A 13,922-nucleotide genomic window follows, 5' to 3' on the forward strand; every position below is an offset into this window, starting at 1 on the left:
ATCACAAAGTATCCTTTTTCTATTTTTGAAACCAGGCATCCAGCAGTTCTTGCTCTTTTTCACGAGATATTCCAGCTTTTCGTCCGGAATCCTGTCTCCCTTTCTCCCATTGATATACATCCTGAATTGTATCTTCAAGCGGTCTGAAGGAAAGTCCGTTTTCTATGGCCTTTTTTACGCTGATGCACATGTGCCACGGTTTATCTTCTCCATCTAACGGGAAATGTTCAGGAATCCATAACGGCATTTCAGTCCATGGCTGTATTTGATGATCCAATACAAATTGTTCATCGGCCCAGACAAATTTGGCATTGCTGTTTGTAACTGATTTACATGTATTCAAAAGCTCTTCCATCGTCAATTCATAATCGGGGCCTGTAATATTATACGTTCCAGCTTTGCTATTTTCCGCCATATTAAAGCCCCATGCTGCTATATCTTTCACGTCGATCAATTGAATTGGACGATCCGGACGTCCCGGCACCACTATATTTCCGCCTTCCGAGACACGCTGAACCCAGTATGGGAGCCGATCTGTATAGTCAAACGGCCCAACCAGCTGACCTGCCCTGATATGCAGCACTCGCCCCGGCCAATACTTTTCTGCTTCAGCTTCGCATAACACCTTCAACGCGCCGTAATACTCATAAGGAGAAATTCTGCCTTCCTCAACATCTTTCAATCGATCCTGCGGCATAGACTGTAAATGATAGTCTTCCGTGAGATTGAGCGGGATCCAGTCTTTATATACAGAGATGCTAGAAATGTACGTATAATGTTCGATGCTATCTCCAAGCACTGCTGCGATTTTGTTAATTTGGTGCGGTGCGAATCCGCATGTATCCATTACGGCATCCCATTTTCTGTTTTTGAGCTGCGACACATCACCATCTCTATCACCTGCGAGCTGTTCCACTTCGGAAAAAGCTTCTTTATTATTCCCGCGATTGAATAATGTGATATCGTGACCTCTTTTCAAACCTTCTTCGGCCAGCGCTTTTCCTAAAAAACGAGTACCTCCCAATATTAAAACCTTCATACTTTTCCCCCGTTCCTTTAATAGCTGCAATAAATACATTCATCTTATATAACGTTTTTCCTTCTTAATAGGATACGGGGAGTATTAAGAAATTTGGGAATTTTGGTAAAACATTTTATCTATAAGCTATTTATTCTTGCATCCTTTTTACAATTGGGAAACCATAAACATGGTTTCCCTCAATAGGATCAGTTAAAATTACTCATTAATGATCACTTTCTCCTTCAGTACTTCTACAGCAATATTCCTGGCCTCCGTACCTGTTCCATCGATATTCACCGCAAACACCCATGTGCCCTTCTCTGTTTCAATAAAACCAACGTACCAGCCCAGTCCCATGTCGGACAGCCTTGTCCCCGTTTTCCCATGCAGTATGAAATGATCCTGTTCATCCTGAATCATCATTCTCTTGACAGTTTTTTGATTTTTCTCTGTAAAAGGCAGCTTCTCCTCCACAAGCTTTTCTATAAAATCAGCTTGCTCTGCTGCGGAAATTTTCAGGCTGCTGTCCAGCCAAAAGGCATCAATTCCTCCTGAAATGTCCTGGTTTCCGTACTGGATATTTGAAACGTATTCCTGCATGTTCTTTTCACCAATCGTTCTCGCCAGGTCCTGATAAAACCAGATAGCTGATTCCCTCATGGCAGAAGCCAGCGAATGGTCCCTGCTCCAGCTTTCGAATTCGCGTTCAACTCCATCCCACCTTTTCACTTCGTATTCATCCCTGACAGCGGCAGTTTCCAGCCCGATCAGGGCATTGGCGATTTTAAAGGTTGATTCAGGCGTCAGTCTCTCTTTGCTCCTCTCCTTGTTGTAGACATAAACCTTGTCATTCTTAAGATTTTTGAGGACCATGGTGCCCTCTGTTCCTGCAAAAGCTTCTTCAATGTACAGGTCTTTTATGTTTTCTTGCCCGCCTAATGCCCCAGCTCCTGTACCCGTCAGCAGCAGCAGCACGGAAAGGGCCGCAATACCCGCTCTTCTCATCCACTTCATCTTTTCTTCCTCCTTCATAAAATAGGATTTCCGTCATGATGTCAGCTCTGTATTTGTCACTTATACTATAAACAGCATGATGGATACAGAAAAGAACAGTTTTGGCCATCTGTACCCATACAAATCAACGAGAGGAGTGTAAACTTGGGCACTAAATATGATGAAATCATAGGAGAAATCCAATCGAGATTGGCTGATGAACGCTTGAAATCCGGAGAAAAGCTCCCTTCCATCCGCAGCTTTGCAAAAGAATACAGCTGCAGCATCAACACTGTACTGAAAGCTTACAGTGAATTGGAAAAGGCCCATCTGATTTACTCTGTGCCAAAAAGCGGCTATTTTGCGGTAGGCACCGATTTGCCTAAAAAACACAAACCTGCAATCATTGACTTTGTCTCAGCAGGACCGGATAAAAGCAAGATGCCATACCGTGATTACCAGCATTGTATGAATCAGGCAATTGAGCTTTATAAAGAGGAAATGTTTCAGTATTCCCATCCCCTCGGTTTGCCGAGTCTTCGGCATCAGCTTTCAGCTCAGCTTCAGGATCTGCAGGTTTTCGCCCCGGCTGAAAGAATTGCGGTGGTATCCGGCTCCCAGCAGGCTCTGGATCTCTTGGTCTCACTCCCTTTTCCCAATAATAAAACGGAGATCTGCACAGAACAGCCAACCCACTTCAGTTTCATAGATTCCATTACTTCCCGCGGCTTGAAGCCTATTGGCATAGAGGTGAATCAGAAAGGCATTGACCTCAATTACTTAGAAAAGATATTCAGAGAGAGAAACATCAAGTTTTTCTACACTGTTTCCAGATTTCAAAACCCTACAGGTTGCAGCTACTCCAACCAGGAAAAAAAGGATATGGTCGAGCTCGCTCAGAAATATGATGTCTACATAGTGGAGGATGACTACATGGGTGATCTTGATACAAGAAAAAAGGCAGATCCCATGTTTGCCTTTGATCCTTCCGGAAGAGTCATTTACACAAAAAGCTTTTCGAAAGTTTTGCTGCCAGGGCTGCGATTAGGATTGGCAGTCCTTCCAGAAGCCTTAATGAAAAGTTTTACACAGGCCAAATTTGCAGCGGACGTCCATACACCCGTCCTCACACAAGGGGCACTTGAGATTTACTTAAGCAGCGGTATGTTTAAAGCCCATATTGAAAAACTCCGGCGGCAATACAAAAAGAAAGGTTCCATTCTCAAAAAGGCATACCTGGAGCATTTGCCTACCAATACTTCATTTACTGGCGGGGATTCGGGATTCTATTCGACAGTTGTCCTCCCGGGCAGAATGAAAGCCAAGAATCTTGTGAAGCATCTCCAAAAGAAAAATGTATTGGTTCAGGATGCTGCACCAATGTATCTTCCAGAATATCTAAAGGAAAATAGAATTCGATTGAGTGTCTCTCAGGTGGAGGACCGGAAAATTGGAGTTGGAGTGAAGAAGATCGGGGACGGGATTCGTGCGTTAACCTATTCTTATATCTAAAAGGTAAGCTTAAATATGGACTAGCCGCCACCGCCCAAAATGACATGACCCCCGATTAACAATCATATCTATAATGATGGGGTTCCAATATCCATAAAAGGAGATGGTTCGATTGAATCCTTATTATTATTATCCATATTATCGGGCAACTGGCTGGGGAGATATATTAACACTGCTGCAGCAAAGTTTATATGCTGAGGAAATGGTTTGTTCCATGAGTTCTGAACTTTTTCATATTCCAGAGACCAAAGATTTAAAAGGAAATGCAGAGATGCACAACCACCTCGTTCCGGCTTCGTATCACCGCGTGACCGCTGTTGGATGTGCACATAGACTAGTAAATGGAGAACAGCGGCAATCGATTATCACCACAATGGCGGCTTGCATCGTGAATGCGGAAAATCAGGATAAAAAGGTGCGGGAAGGACTAAAAACGATGGAGGAAAATGCAGGTCCAGAGTATAAGGCGTTTATAAGTTTAATCATCAGATGGCAGGACCAGGCAGAAAATTACCTCTCTCAAGCTAAAGAAGCTTTGCGAACGATGGGTGTAACTTTTCCTTCAGCTGGAGGCGGACCGGAGAACTCAGAATATAATCTTTATTAATGAATAAGGAATCCAGCCACTGCAGGTACAGTGCCCCAAGACAAGTATGAGGTAAATTTGAGAAGGTATAGAAAGCTCAGGGATACTGAGCTTTCTATTGTTTCAGCATAGTTTTTATTGTTTTAAAACAACTTCACGCCCTATACTTCCAGACGTCTTCCTCTTCCCCCTAAACCAGGCAACCACAATCGCCGCAATCAGTGTAAATCCCAGGTATCCCATCAAAGGATAAACCGTCCCTACCAGTGTAATGAAGCCTGCGAAACTGGCACCGAATGCTGCTGCACCAAATAATACGGCAAAAAGATTGAATTTAGGATTTTCTCTTTTCACGACCCTGGCCGTGAAAGCATACAGCATACCAACAGCTGTGTTGTAAATCATGCCCAGCAATACAACGAACATCAATAATCCAAACACAGGTGAAATTTCATTGGCAAGAGCAAGAATTGGCATGTCTGAGCCACTCACCACATCCATTTTGACCAGCATGGCTGCATTGATAAGCAAAATAAGTATACCCAGTCCAGCACCGCCCAGGATGCCGCCTACCCCTGCCTGCTTTTCATCTTTCGTTGTTCCGCCCATGACAGCCAGCATCGCGGCCCCAGCCGCAATATTGTAAGAAACATATAATAGTCCGCCCATGAACCAGTTGGAAGCGGCAGGCGTTTGGCTTTCCGCCAGTTTCTGAACTTCTGATAAATCCACCCCCATCGTGCTGAGAGCATAACCGCCAATGATCACCACCATGATTAATAGAAACGGTGTGACCAGGCTGATAATTGAAATCACTTTTTGGATATTCAGGCAAACGGTCAGGACCGTCAATACGGCCATGATGATATTCCCCGCCATACTCGGGATTCCAAACTGTTCCTCAAAAATGGATCCCGATCCCGCAAGCATGACAGCTGCCACCCCAAAAAGAAAGAAGGTAATGATGAAATCAACAGCCATCCCCAGATACCTTCCGCAAATATGATATATCACGTCTTTGTGAGAATCTGTCTGCAGACGGCTTCCAAGCTGAGTTAAATTCATGCCAAGAAAAGCAAAGAAAAAGGTTGCAAGTATAGCTCCGGCAATCCCCATCCAGCCAAAGCCCGTGAAAAACTGCAAAATCTCCTGGCCTGAAGCAAATCCCGCTCCGACTATGACCCCAATAAAAGCACCGGCAATTTGAATACTCTTTTTCATTCTGATCCCCCTTTTATATATTTGAATTTTTTGACAATTTAGCTTAAAAGAGAAAGAGAGAATCTCTCTCTGAGCCCACTCGCGGTTATTTATTCGACTTCAGCGGAGCTATTCCTGGCGTTGGGTGACACTCACATTTGACTATCTGACTTAAGCGGAGCTATTCCTGGCGTTGAGTGCCACTCGCGTTTGATTTTCCGACTTAAGTGGAACTATTCCTGGCGTTGATTGCCACTCGCGTTTGATTTTCCGACTTAAGTGGAGCTATTCATGGCGTTGAGTGCCACTCGCGTATGATTATCCAAATTAAGCGGAACAATTCCCTCCAATGAGTGCCTCTCGCGCTTGATTATTCAGCTTGCTTAAGAAAAGCTTTTTTCAAAAACAGTAAACTGTTTAATGGTCTCATAATTTGGTTCATATCCCAAGCCTGATTTATCAGGAACCTTAATCATTCCCTCTTCAACAGTTACTTCAGGGTCAATCAGATCCTTCTCCCAATAGCGGGATGATGCGGCTGTGTCCCCTGGCATAATAAAGTTGGAAAGTGTGGTTAAGGCAATATTGTGCGCCCTGCCAATTCCGGATTCCAGCATGCCTCCGCACCATACCGGAATGCCACGCTCCTTGCAGAGATCATGAATTCTCCTGGATTCTGTCAGCCCCCCAACCCGGCCGATTTTGATATTAATAATTTTGCAGCTTCCCAGTTCAATCGCCTTGCGCGCATCATCATAGGAATGAATGCTTTCATCGAGGCAGACAGGCGTTCTGAGTTCTCTCTGAAGAACGGCATGATCAATAATATCATCTGATGCCAGCGGCTGTTCGATCATCATTAAATCGAATTCATCCAGCTGTTTTAATAGTTCGATATCTTCAAGGGTATATGCTGAGTTTGCATCTGCCATAAGCGCTATATCCGGGAAATGCTTTCTCACTTCCCTCATGACCTCAACATCCCAGCCTGGCTTGATTTTCACCTTGATGCGCTTATAGCCTTCCTCTACATATTCTCTAATAAGGTTCAGCAGGTCATCAACACGATCCTGAATCCCGATGCTGATGCCAACCTCAATTTCATTCGCTGTTCCGCCAAGGGCCTTTGCAAGCGAAATTCCCTTTTGCTTGGCATATAACTCCCAAACCGCCCCTTCGAAGGCTGATTTCGCCATATTGTTTTTCCGTATGTAGGAGAGAGTTTCCGAAACCTCATCAGGGTGTTCGATTTCTTTGTTTAATAGATTCGGGATGATGAAATCTTCAAGCATATGCCAGTTTGTTTTCAGCGTTTCTTCGTTATACCATGGTGAATGAAAGGCAACAGACTCTCCCCAGCCGCTCACACCATTTTCGTCCTTGGCTTCCAGCAAGAGAAATTCTTTATCCTGAAACGTGCCGAAGCTTGTTGTAAATGGAGCTTTCATTCTCATTTTCATATGCCGCAATACGACTTCTGTCACTTTCATATTCATTCCCGCCTTTTCCTGTTAGTTGAGTTTAAGCTGATTCCTCTGAACGAATACATAATAATGCACCGGGCCTTCCAGCCCTTTTTGAAATCCTGCCATGGCGTACCCTTTAGAAAATAACTCCTGAAAAATCCTTCTTGTTTTAAAGCGCCAATCGATCGCAAGCTCGAAATTCTTATTTTTAATAGTCTGGAAGTTTGCCGGAATTGGAACTAGCACTGGACCGGCAGCAGCATCCCATTCAGTATTTAATAAAACAGGAAAGTCATCCTCCGATACTCCCCAATCGTAGGGATTCTCTGCGTGCGCTGTTTCAATGCCCAATGGCTCCTCCACATGTGAACTGGTGATCCACCATTCTGCCTTTAAACGGTCTGTCGGCAGCCCATGGTTCAGGCTATCATCCATATCTCCGTAGCAATTCTCCACATATGTGGAACAAACCGCATTCAGCTTGGAAAGATTCAGGTAAGCATTCCGGCTTTCAAGCGGATCAAAAGTCCAGGTGATCAGGTCATAGCCCATCCCGGAAGCCAGTTCTTTTTGTTTCTGCTTCAATAATGCCCCCATTCCCTTATCCTGGTGGTCAGGATGAATGCCCAGCATATGGGAGCATAAATAGCCTTTGCCCTTGTGAAAGCCGGGAAATCCGTAGCTGAATCCCACAAGATCATCTTCAATAAATGCCCCGAGGAGCAGCCCTCCGTTCTGGGCAGCTGTGATGGTTTGATGAACCGGAAGGGGAGCCATATTCCAGATTGTCTTCTCCAGCTTTTGAATGAGATTCATATCGGATGCTGTCTTTAATACTCGTACATCCATTGTCACAGCAGCCATCTTCACTCCTCCTTTTCCAAAGTGGCCATTACCGCTTTGGCCAGTATTTCCATTCCCGAGTAAATCGCTTCCCGATTGAACGTCATGTCCGGATGATGAAGCCCCGGCTTTAAATCACAGCCCAATCCGAGCATCGCGGCCTTAATATTCGGCTTCTTGAGAGTATAAAAATGGAAGTCCTCCCCGCCTGAAGTCAAGATTGGCTCCCTTAATTGTCCGGCTCCAAGGACATCAATTATGGCCTTCTCCAGAAAATGCTGAGCTTCCTCATCAACTTCAGCTGCTGCCACATTCGCTTTTGTCTCAAGAGTAATCTTGACTCCATACAGCTTGGATAAATACTCAGTGATCGTCTCAATTTTTTCTGCCAGTGCATGAATGACTTCATTTGTTTGTGCCCTCAGATCCAGGCTAAAGGATGCTTTTCCCGGAATGATATTGCCTGAGTCACTGCCGGCATGGAATTTGGTCATTTTAGCCGTATGCGGAACCATCGGATCCAAATAAATATTTTTAATTTCATGGATGAAAGAAGCACCGATCTCGATGGCATTCTGCCCAAGGTGCGGGCGGGCCCCATGGGCATCTTCCCCGATAATTTCCCCGGTCAGAAATCTTGCAGCACCATGGTAAATGGCTGCAGACGCTTCTCCATCCCTTATTTCCTGGATTGGCCTAAGGTGTACACCGTACAGGTAATCCACATCATCCAGCACGCCATGCTCAATCATTTTCAGGGCACCAGTGCCCTTTTCTTCAGCCGGCTGGAAGATGAATTTCAGTTTGCCTTTTTTAGGAAAGCCTGCCTTTTGAAGCAGCAGCATGGCCCCAACCCCCATTGTCATGTGGGCATCATGTCCGCAGGAATGATTAGCCTGGAACTTGCCGTCCACCTCCTGCCAAAGTGCGTCCATATCCGCTCTAAGCGCAACGCATGGACTCCCTTCCCCCACTTCAACAGCCAAACCAGTGCAATCCCCAAACAGCTGAACCTGGAACCCCCGGCATTCCAGGAATTTTTGCAAGTACTCAGTGGTTTTATATTCCCTCCAGCTCACTTCCGGGTTTTCGTGCAAATGATCAAAAACCATATCCAATGCAGGCTTAACCTCTTTAATAATTTCCTTCAATCCATCTTCCCTCCCGGCTGAATAAAAAAATGTTCACTTTCAAGCTTTTCATATTGCTCTTTCCTTGTTTGAAACCGGTCACAGTCTTGAATGGATACACCCGCAATCACCGCATTCAGAAAGGAAAAGAGTGCCGGCGCCGCATCAATCGTCGATTTTTCCGATGAATGGATTTGAAAAAGCAAGTCGGCATGCTCCTTAATCGGCGCGATAGCTGAATCTGTTATGCCAATTACAAATGCTCCCTGCTTTTTCGCCAGTTCCGCCATTTTAATCGTATCTTTCATGTAGCGGTCAAATGAAATGGCAATGAACGTGGCTTCTTCATCCATTTCAGTGATCGTCAGCAGCAGATCATCCGTATCCGGCCGGATCAGCTTCGCATTTCCCCTAACAACACCAAGGGTAAAAGAAAGCCAGCTTGCTGCCGCAAAGGAAGACCGCAGACCTGTAACATATATTTTTTTCGTTTGGATCAAACGCTCCACTAAAACATCAAAATCGTCCTGACTTATATTCTGAATCGTTTCCCTGATATGGAGACAATCCTTTTCCATCACACTCGCAAGGAACTCCGGCTTTTCTGCCAGTTCCACCTTGCTGGTAAAATACTGACCAAGTGTGCTATTCGCCTTCAATAGCTGTTCCCTTACCATCTTCTGCAGCTCCGAATACCCGGAAAGCTGAATGGAATAACAAAATCGAATGACTGTCGTTTCACTGACCCCGATTCTCTTGCCGATCTCACCGGCTGACTTCACGGCGAATTCCTTTGGATGATCGAGCAAATACTTTGCTGCCTTCTGCTGTCCTTTGGAAAGGTTATTAAACTCTTTTTCTATTGTTTCTGTTAATATCATTAGACTCACCTTAAATCAATGAAGTTTATGCTTTTTTTTTATATTTTTGAAGTCTGAACTTCGTTTTAACTAAACTATCACATATCCCCTTGGAAAACAATAATAATTCTGAAAATTTTATAATTAAAAATGACACCCGCACGGATGCCAATTTCAATTATAGTTCACATGATCATTCAATAATCCCGGACTGAACAGCATTTACATCTGCTTCGATCTTAATTTCCATTTCACTATACTGCTCTCTCCATTCCTTCCGATTGAAATCGGAGCGCTGCCTGGCCTTTTCACCGATGCGAAGAGGATCTGTGTTCAATTCCTGAAACCTCCTGACCATTTTCTCCGCTCTCTCAGTTATTTCTTTTTCCACTGCTTTTTCAATTCTCTCAATCGTTTTCTTGTCTGTAAGATCTAAATCAACTCCTTCCATTGCTCTGCCGTTTACTTTCACCTTAAAAGTGGCTATATATTTTCCATTCCTCTTGTCCACCATTATTTTAGGTTTTGATGACAGGTTTTCCAGACTTACATCTTCTCCGCTGCTAAGTTCAACTTCAAATTGGCCCCGCCGGAATTTTTCATAAAGTATTTTAAAGATATAGGCATCACCAAAGCTGATTGTATCAACAAGCTTATCGTCTTTAAAAATTCCCATTCCGCTGACTTTTAAATGCTTACCCTTTTTCTCTATTAAAGGTAAAAAAGGGTCTGCATCTTTGCTGTAATAGTGAACAAGAAAACGGTGTAAATTGATCTTTGGAATGGTCTGCTCAAGATTCTGTTCAACTACATCGATTAAATACTGTGATACAGAATCGCTTTGCGAGTAATTAGAATCAATGATGTCTTTCGCCTTCTCCTTCGATACAACAAGCAGCAATTTCCGGCCGATGCTGGGGTTTCTCTGCAAACTGTCTATTTGATTTTCAATCCCATGCTCTGCGAGTTCCTGATTGAAAATGACTAGTCCCACCCTGCCGATGACTATGGGCCTTGCTGCTTCCGCCTGAATCTTTTGCCTGATCCGTTTACTTGTCTTCCCTGTTGCGGTAAAAACCTCATTTACCGGCAGTGACTGTTCACCTGGAGGGATATTGGAAGACCCTGCTGTTCCTTCAAATTCCTCACCATTGACATAATCATACCCAATGGTCTGCACCAATTGGAGATCCTCCAATACTTTTGGACTTGGAGTACAGCCTGCCAGGAGGATTGGAATCAAGGAACAGCATAAATAGTTTTTAACATTCATCCTTTTTTCACCTTCATGATGATATATTGTAAGACCAGTAAGCATGGTAAGTAAAAGTAGATGGTATATAACCCGATTTGGGAGACTGCTTTCTGCAGCAAATCAATTTGCTGTCTATTTGTTAATAGAACGCTGATGAAAAACAGCAATAGGCAAAAAATCCTCAAGGCACTTCTTTGAGAGACGGGAAACAGACGGTTCAACCCTCGGCTGGCACACCAGAGACCGATGCAAATATTCGGAAGAATGGTAAAGAACCATACGGAAATTCCTATGTATTCGAACCTTTCCACAATGATTAAGTCCACGATTTTCCATAGTGTGAGTGTAGCCCAAATGGTGCCTTTCAACTGTTCCTGGTTGAAGTAGACAAACGTAACAAAAGCAGTCAGCAGGTAAATAAATATACTGAAAAGTACGCCGAAATAGGCCCACTTTTCAGATTTCGACCCATCTTTAATAAAAGGATAGAACATAAAAAGCGTCTCGAACCCGAGAAAATTAAGGGTCATCTCTTTTGAAGCTTTAAATAATTCTGCAGGAGAAGCATTCAGGATTGGCAGGAGATTTCCATAATCGGCATACTGTAAAGGATAAAATTTCACCAATAATAATGGCAATCCGTATAAAATCCCTAAATAGCTTACTCCTGTTACAACCCGGAAACCTCCTGTAACATAGGAATAGGCTAAAAAAATGATAATAAGTATGAATATCCATTCAGAGACTTCTGGAAATACCCATACCTGGAGCACTTCCACATATGATCTCAGTACAACCAATGCAAAGGAAAAGAAATATAAAGAAAATAAAAAGCTGAAAAAACCGCCGATCCATTTTCCCATAATTTCAGCATGTATGGCTACGATGTCATTGTTCCCCTTATTCAGGATGCGATAGGAAACCCACACCAATCCGATAATGGAGGCGCCGGATGTTAAGATTGCGATCCAGGAACTATAACCGGCAGACTGGACAATAATTCTTTCGAAGCCCAGGATGCCTACGCCTATTTGCATTGCATGTATTAAATAAAATACAAAATAGGGAGATACCTTTTTATCCTCTTTAGGCAATGGAAACATCAGCTATCCTCCTTTATCGGAACATATTAACCCCAATTAATCTTCTATGTCTGTTTTCGATTTCTCGTGCTTTTTAGGCTGAAAACGAGCTCGTACAGGTGATCTGACCTGCAATGGCCGCTTCGTTTGCATGAAAAACGGAAGTCGGAAGAGAGAATCCCTTAAATCATCCAGCCGCAATGGATAGACGGGTGCCAGATAAGGGCGTCCCAGAGAAGTCATCTTTAGCAAATGGCTCAAAATGTATGAGAAACAAAAGGTAACTCCGAGAAGTCCCCATAATTGGGCAGTGATTAAAAAAGGAAAGCGGATTAATCTGATCGTGTTGCCCATTTGGTATACAGGCGTTGTAAAAGACGCCAGGGCCGCAAGCGCTACGATGATCAGCAGCACATTACTGGTCAGCCCAGCCTGTACAGCCGCAGTCCCAATTACGATACCGCCTACGATACCAATCGTCTGTCCGATTTTTGTCGGCAGCCTTGCTCCAGCCTCACGCAAAAGCTCAATGGTCAATTCCAGAATAATCGCTTCCAGTATCGGCGGGAACGGGATGCCGCTCCTTGAAGCGATGAGCGGATTAAGCAGGTTCTCCGGAATCATTTCGTAATGATAGGTTAGAACGGCGACATAAAGAGAAGTCGACAAAACGGAAAAGAATACCGCAAACAACCGGACAAGACGAAAAATAGAAGCAATATGCCACGATAGAAAATAATCTTCAAAAGCGGAAAAAAACTCTACTAGAGTTGTTGGGCCGGTTAGAGCATGGGGTGAGCCATCTACAATGATCGTTATCTTCCCTTCCGAGAGCACACTCGCAACCCTATCAGGCCTTTCCGTGTCAATTAAATGCGGAAAGGGAGAATTGTGGTTATCAGATATGATCTGGTTAATAAAGGAGCTGTCCACGATTTGATCAAATTGAATTTCATTCAGGCGCTGAAGAATCGTATTCACGTTTTCTATATCTGTAACTCCTTTAATATAAAGAACAGCCACCCTTGTTTTTGTCAGGCTTCCAATCTTCACTTCCTCCACGATGAGATCAGGAATAGGCAGCCTCTTCCTGACCAGATTGATGTTAGCATCAATCGATTCGACAAAGGCTTCTTTTGGCCCCACAACACTGTACTCGACTTCCGGCATACTGACGGGCCTTTTCTCAAGCGATACTGCAGAAATGACAAGAGCCTCTTGCAGTGAACCTTTTACTTCTATCACAACACAGCCCGTCAGCAGCTTATCCCTTATTTCATGAACATTATCTATAATTTCAGTATTATCAATGGGAATAGCCTGCTGCAGATCAAAAAGAGTCTGGCTTTCATTCTCTTTGATATAAGGCAAGACATATTGATGCAAGATATTAATATCTACAATTGTCTGGTAATAATGAATATAAAATGGGCTGGATTCTGAATATCTGTAGGAAACAAAATCTGTAGATTCTTTACAGCGATGAAGGAGTTCATCTATCCGCAGTTCATGCTCACTATTTTCATTCTTCCTTTGTTTATTGTCCCTATTAAACCTTTTTAATTTTGATTTAAAAAAACCCACCGGACACTCCTCCAAAACTTAACAAATCGTAGTTTTAGTATGTGCCGGCGGGTTTTTAATATTCTATTTCAATATGTTAGCTTAATTTTTACTTTTAGCGCTTTGAAAATCAATATTACCATTTAATAAAGATCTACAATTCGTTTTCTAAAGGTGCCTACATGACTCTAACCTTTAAACTTTCTGCAGCTATTATGCTTACAAATAGTAATTAAAGTATTACATTTAACCCTTACTTCGTCTCACGGTGCAATGTATGCTTCTTTAAACGTGGAGAATATTTCATTAATTCGATCCGGTCAGGATTGTTCCGCTTATTTTTGGTGGTAATATAATTCCTGTCCCCTGTTTCTGTACAAGCAAGTGTGATTGTTACTCTCATTATAAAAC

General features: G+C 43.3%; 13 protein-coding genes. 2 read left to right on the plus strand and 11 right to left on the minus strand.

Annotated elements, in window-relative coordinates; all coding sequences use genetic code 11:
- Nucleotides 1–19 precede the first annotated feature (19 nt).
- Together ACXAD1_RS12700 and blaOXA are read right to left on the minus strand one after the other, a co-directional pair.
- The gene (locus tag ACXAD1_RS12700) at nucleotides 20–1,039 is read right to left on the minus strand and encodes an SDR family oxidoreductase (protein WP_474910206.1); all 1,020 of its coding nucleotides are present in this window, start codon (nucleotides 1,037–1,039) and stop codon (nucleotides 20–22) included.
- Between the two features lie 198 nt (nucleotides 1,040–1,237).
- Nucleotides 1,238–2,035: a class D beta-lactamase gene (blaOXA, locus tag ACXAD1_RS12705; RefSeq protein ID WP_474910207.1), complete on the minus strand. Its 798-nt coding sequence runs from the start codon at nucleotides 2,033–2,035 to the stop codon at nucleotides 1,238–1,240.
- A 144-nt stretch (nucleotides 2,036–2,179) separates the two neighbouring features.
- Between blaOXA and ACXAD1_RS12710 the strand changes: the two genes are divergently transcribed.
- Nucleotides 2,180–3,526 (plus strand): aminotransferase-like domain-containing protein, encoded by a 1,347-nt coding sequence (locus tag ACXAD1_RS12710; protein ID WP_474910208.1) that lies wholly within the window; start codon nucleotides 2,180–2,182, stop codon nucleotides 3,524–3,526.
- A 103-nt stretch (nucleotides 3,527–3,629) separates the two neighbouring features.
- Nucleotides 3,630–4,133 carry a hypothetical protein gene (locus ACXAD1_RS12715; RefSeq protein WP_474910209.1) on the plus strand — a complete coding sequence of 168 codons (504 nt, stop codon included), beginning with the start codon at nucleotides 3,630–3,632 and terminating at the stop codon, nucleotides 4,131–4,133.
- Between the two features lie 114 nt (nucleotides 4,134–4,247).
- Here the strand turns inward: ACXAD1_RS12715 and ACXAD1_RS12720 are convergent, their stop codons facing one another.
- From ACXAD1_RS12720 to rpmG, 9 genes are all read right to left on the minus strand, one after another.
- Entirely contained in the window at nucleotides 4,248–5,333 is a 1,086-nt protein-coding gene (locus ACXAD1_RS12720) for a YkvI family membrane protein (RefSeq protein WP_474910210.1), read from the minus strand.
- A 362-nt stretch (nucleotides 5,334–5,695) separates the two neighbouring features.
- The gene (gene menC / locus ACXAD1_RS12725; RefSeq protein ID WP_370223232.1) at nucleotides 5,696–6,802 is read right to left on the minus strand and encodes an o-succinylbenzoate synthase; all 1,107 of its coding nucleotides are present in this window, start codon (nucleotides 6,800–6,802) and stop codon (nucleotides 5,696–5,698) included.
- Nucleotides 6,803–6,823: 21 nt separating this feature from the next.
- Nucleotides 6,824–7,642 carry a GNAT family N-acetyltransferase gene (locus tag ACXAD1_RS12730; RefSeq protein WP_206844426.1) on the minus strand — a complete coding sequence of 273 codons (819 nt, stop codon included), beginning with the start codon at nucleotides 7,640–7,642 and terminating at the stop codon, nucleotides 6,824–6,826.
- Nucleotides 7,643–7,644: 2 nt separating this feature from the next.
- Nucleotides 7,645–8,772 carry a M20 peptidase aminoacylase family protein gene (locus ACXAD1_RS12735; protein WP_206844424.1) on the minus strand — a complete coding sequence of 376 codons (1,128 nt, stop codon included), beginning with the start codon at nucleotides 8,770–8,772 and terminating at the stop codon, nucleotides 7,645–7,647.
- On the minus strand, nucleotides 8,769–9,632 hold the full coding sequence (locus ACXAD1_RS12740) for a MurR/RpiR family transcriptional regulator (RefSeq protein WP_206844422.1): 864 nt from the start codon (nucleotides 9,630–9,632) through the stop codon (nucleotides 8,769–8,771). The genes ACXAD1_RS12735 and ACXAD1_RS12740 overlap by 4 nt, the downstream gene beginning before the upstream one ends.
- Nucleotides 9,633–9,804: 172 nt before the next feature.
- Nucleotides 9,805–10,884, minus strand: coding sequence for a Ger(x)C family spore germination protein (locus ACXAD1_RS12745; protein ID WP_206844419.1), 1,080 nt, complete (start codon nucleotides 10,882–10,884; stop codon nucleotides 9,805–9,807).
- On the minus strand, nucleotides 10,881–11,969 hold the full coding sequence (locus ACXAD1_RS12750; RefSeq protein ID WP_474910211.1) for a GerAB/ArcD/ProY family transporter: 1,089 nt from the start codon (nucleotides 11,967–11,969) through the stop codon (nucleotides 10,881–10,883). The genes ACXAD1_RS12745 and ACXAD1_RS12750 overlap by 4 nt, the downstream gene beginning before the upstream one ends.
- Nucleotides 11,970–12,005: 36 nt before the next feature.
- A complete protein-coding gene (locus ACXAD1_RS12755; protein WP_206844415.1) occupies nucleotides 12,006–13,532 on the minus strand; it encodes a spore germination protein in 1,527 nt (508 codons plus the stop codon).
- A gap of 232 nt (nucleotides 13,533–13,764) precedes the next feature.
- Nucleotides 13,765–13,914: a 50S ribosomal protein L33 gene (rpmG, locus tag ACXAD1_RS12760; protein WP_474910212.1), complete on the minus strand. Its 150-nt coding sequence runs from the start codon at nucleotides 13,912–13,914 to the stop codon at nucleotides 13,765–13,767.
- Between the last annotated feature and the right edge of the window lie 8 nt (nucleotides 13,915–13,922).

It is taken from the genome of Cytobacillus sp. ABV4_503 (assembly GCF_056158445.1).

Excerpts from the sequence above, each read along its gene's own strand:
- ACXAD1_RS12700 (WP_474910206.1), bottom strand. The coding sequence starts at position 1,039 with ATGAAGGTTTTAATATTGGGAGGTACTCGTTTTTTAGGAAAAGCGCTG.
- blaOXA (WP_474910207.1), bottom strand. The coding sequence starts at position 2,035 with ATGAAGTGGATGAGAAGAGCGGGTATTGCGGCCCTTTCCGTGCTGCTG.
- ACXAD1_RS12715 (WP_474910209.1), top strand. The coding sequence starts at position 3,630 with ATGGTTCGATTGAATCCTTATTATTATTATCCATATTATCGGGCAACT.
- ACXAD1_RS12720 (WP_474910210.1), bottom strand. The coding sequence starts at position 5,333 with ATGAAAAAGAGTATTCAAATTGCCGGTGCTTTTATTGGGGTCATAGTC.
- menC (WP_370223232.1), bottom strand. The coding sequence starts at position 6,802 with ATGAAAGTGACAGAAGTCGTATTGCGGCATATGAAAATGAGAATGAAA.
- ACXAD1_RS12730 (WP_206844426.1), bottom strand. The coding sequence starts at position 7,642 with ATGGCTGCTGTGACAATGGATGTACGAGTATTAAAGACAGCATCCGAT.
- ACXAD1_RS12740 (WP_206844422.1), bottom strand. The coding sequence starts at position 9,632 with ATGATATTAACAGAAACAATAGAAAAAGAGTTTAATAACCTTTCCAAA.
- ACXAD1_RS12745 (WP_206844419.1), bottom strand. The coding sequence starts at position 10,884 with ATGAATGTTAAAAACTATTTATGCTGTTCCTTGATTCCAATCCTCCTG.
- ACXAD1_RS12750 (WP_474910211.1), bottom strand. The coding sequence starts at position 11,969 with ATGTTTCCATTGCCTAAAGAGGATAAAAAGGTATCTCCCTATTTTGTA.
- rpmG (WP_474910212.1), bottom strand. The coding sequence starts at position 13,914 with ATGAGAGTAACAATCACACTTGCTTGTACAGAAACAGGGGACAGGAAT.